The organism is Marinitoga sp. 38H-ov (genome assembly GCF_011057715.1).
Lineage (GTDB): Bacteria > Thermotogota > Thermotogae > Petrotogales > Petrotogaceae > Marinitoga.
Map to the genome: position 1 here is coordinate 1 of NZ_LNGH01000049.1, position 2,509 is coordinate 2,509.

At 28.3% G+C, this 2,509-nt stretch carries 5 protein-coding genes; 3 read left to right on the forward strand and 2 right to left on the reverse strand.

Going from position 1 to position 2,509, the window contains the following annotated elements; genetic code table 11:
• Positions 1–367: 367 nt before the first annotated feature.
• Complete coding sequence (locus AS160_RS09855) at positions 368–580, reverse strand: hypothetical protein (protein WP_165148401.1); 213 nt, start codon at positions 578–580, stop codon at positions 368–370.
• Positions 581–611: 31 nt separating this feature from the next.
• The gene (locus AS160_RS09860) at positions 612–791 is read right to left on the reverse strand and encodes a hypothetical protein (RefSeq protein ID WP_165148404.1); all 180 of its coding nucleotides are present in this window, start codon (positions 789–791) and stop codon (positions 612–614) included.
• Positions 792–1,171: 380 nt separating this feature from the next.
• On the opposite strand from AS160_RS09860, the gene AS160_RS11315 reads away from it, so the two are divergent.
• From AS160_RS11315 to AS160_RS11325, 3 genes are read left to right on the forward strand one after another with little or no spacing between them, the layout of a single operon-like run.
• On the forward strand, positions 1,172–1,432 hold the full coding sequence (locus AS160_RS11315; protein WP_241244261.1) for a transposase: 261 nt from the start codon (positions 1,172–1,174) through the stop codon (positions 1,430–1,432).
• Positions 1,389–1,559 (forward strand): hypothetical protein, encoded by a 171-nt coding sequence (locus AS160_RS11320; protein WP_206528172.1) that lies wholly within the window; start codon positions 1,389–1,391, stop codon positions 1,557–1,559. The genes AS160_RS11315 and AS160_RS11320 overlap by 44 nt, the downstream gene beginning before the upstream one ends.
• 53 nt (positions 1,560–1,612) lie before the next feature.
• The gene (locus AS160_RS11325) at positions 1,613–2,131 is read left to right on the forward strand and encodes a transposase (protein ID WP_206528173.1); all 519 of its coding nucleotides are present in this window, start codon (positions 1,613–1,615) and stop codon (positions 2,129–2,131) included.
• The last annotated feature ends 378 nt before the right edge of the window (positions 2,132–2,509 follow it).

Consider the following 2,509-nt stretch of genomic DNA (forward strand, 5'->3'; position numbering starts at 1 on the left):
AGAGTTATGATTATTCTTGAAAACAAATTCATGAATAATGTTTAATTCATACATAAAAGCAGCAGTAATTTTAGCAAATGGACATTATCTGTCCTAATAATGAGATTATCAGGAGTAGCACCTCTTAATAGCTTTTCTTAAAGTTGAAATAAAGTCTTTAGCAAATTACCAATATAAACACCAACAACAGCCCTATCAAAACTATCGATTATAGTAAGTATTGCGATATAACCATCATATTTAGTGGGGGTAAATTTAATATCTGATTCCCAGTATTGATTAGGTCTGGTAATGTCGTGATTTTTAGGTCTTCTTTTAGGATGTTTTGGATGATGACGATAATTACTAATAAGATTTAATTCTTTTCTTAATCTATGAATCTTTTTGTGATTAATTTATACTTGTGTCTAAAAATAGCAGCTAACTTCTTAGAACCAAGAGTTTTGTAAAAGAACTCAGAATTCAAAGGGTCATCAATAGATAACAAATCAACAAGCAATTGTTTAATATAATCATCAGAAACTTTTTTACCGTCAGCAGTATAGGAATGACCTTTAAAATAAGACTTTCTGGTTAACAAAAAACAACCTGGTATTGAACTGGAACTAATGTTATAACGATTGAGTAAAAAAGAAGTAGAAAAAATCTCTATATTTAAAAATAATCAAAAAAACACCAATAAAAGTTACTTTTTCCAGTTGTGCTAAAAAGTCAATCTCATCTTCTTGCATTTTAATAAGCAATTCCTTTTCAAGAAGAAGACGTTCATAATATTCAATTTTTTTCTTCATAACAGCAGAATCATCAGAATTATTAGAGTTGTTTCTAACAATACCAGCAGACTCATAAATAAAAGAATTCCTGTAAGGAAAAATAGAGGTTGAAAAAAATATCGCCTCCTGATAATATATAAGTACAAATCATAAAAATCAGGAGGCGATACGGATGAAACAAAAATCTATTGATGAAAAAATATTGAGAATAACACCAGATACACTAATAGTAGGAATAGATGTAGCAAAAAGGAAACATTGTGTTAGAAGATGGATTTTCGTGGAATAGACTTGATAAAACCCTTCAAAATAAATAATACCATAAATGGAATAAAAGTCTAGAGGAAAAAATAAAAAATGTAAAAGAAAAAAGCAAATTAAAGAAAGTAATATTAGGAATGGAACCATCGGGACATTATTGGAAAGCATTAGCATGGCAAATGAAAATAAGCGAAGAAGTAGATTATGTAGTAGGAGTAAATCCATACCATGTAAAGAAAAGCAAAGAATTTGATGATAATTCACCAGGAAAAAGTGATAGGAAAGATGCAGGGGTAATAGCGCGATTAATAAGGGATGGAAGATATTTTGATATATATTTACCAGAAGGAGTGTATGGGGAAAGTAATAACTACAGCAAGAGAACAACTAGTAAATAAAAGAAAGAATGCAAAAAATATAGTAATAGCAGTAATGGATAAATATTTTCCAGAATATGAAAAGATATATAAAAACATATTCTCAGAAGGATCAATAGAATTATTAAAAAAATATCAGAAGAAATAATAGAAGTAGGAATAGAAGAAATAGAAAAAGTATTAAAAGAATCAACAAATAGTATGGATTGGAAAAAAAGAGCGAAAATCAAATTAAGATTATTATTAGGAGAAATAGAGTTTTTAACGAGTCAAATAGAAGAGTTAGAAAAAGAAATAGAAAAATTAGTAGAAGAAACAGAAGTAGGAGAGTATATAAAAAGCGTACCAGGAATAGGAACAATAATAACAGCAATAATGTTAGGTGAAATAGGAGATATAAACAGATTTAGAAGCTGGAAAGAAATAAGGAAATTAGCTGGATTAAATCTGTACGAAATAAGTTCTGGGGAGCATACAGGAAAAACACAAATAACAAGAAGAGGAAGACCGTTATTAAGAAAGATAATATATCTAATGGCGCAAACAACATTAAAACACAATCCTGAAATGAAAATAAAATATAAACAGTTAAGGAAAAGAGAAAAGAATTCATTAAAAGTAACGCAAGCATTAATAGCAATAGGATTAAAAATGATAAGAATAATATTTAAACTAGCAAAAAGCAAAACAAAATATAATGCAGAAAAAGTATATGTATAGGTGAAAATGCTGAGTCCCTCCATTAGGAGAAAATCCTGAACGAAAGAAAAAGCAAACTCACCATACCTCAAATAGGACGAAGGAATGTTAGGACACTTTAAAAAAGTGATCCAGATGGACATAAGAGGGTTAGTTTGAGGAAAAAATTGGTGAGATATTTTAAAATAATAAAATCAAATTAAATTAAAATAATTAAATTAATAAATAAAATAAAAGATATGTATAGTGTAAACTAAAAGTACCCCATGAATAAAATTGAAAAATGGTCCACTGAGGAAGAAAAAATGATATACTCTTCTCAAATAAAGAGAGAGGAGTTAGAAAGGATGATCAGTATGGACCAAAAAAGAAGAGTAATATACATGTATTTTAGAGAAG

Excerpts from the sequence above, each read along its gene's own strand:
- AS160_RS09860 (WP_165148404.1), bottom strand. The coding sequence starts at position 791 with ATGAAGAAAAAAATTGAATATTATGAACGTCTTCTTCTTGAAAAGGAA.
- AS160_RS11315 (WP_241244261.1), top strand. The coding sequence starts at position 1,172 with ATGGAACCATCGGGACATTATTGGAAAGCATTAGCATGGCAAATGAAA.
- AS160_RS11320 (WP_206528172.1), top strand. The coding sequence starts at position 1,389 with ATGGGGAAAGTAATAACTACAGCAAGAGAACAACTAGTAAATAAAAGA.
- AS160_RS11325 (WP_206528173.1), top strand. The coding sequence starts at position 1,613 with ATGGATTGGAAAAAAAGAGCGAAAATCAAATTAAGATTATTATTAGGA.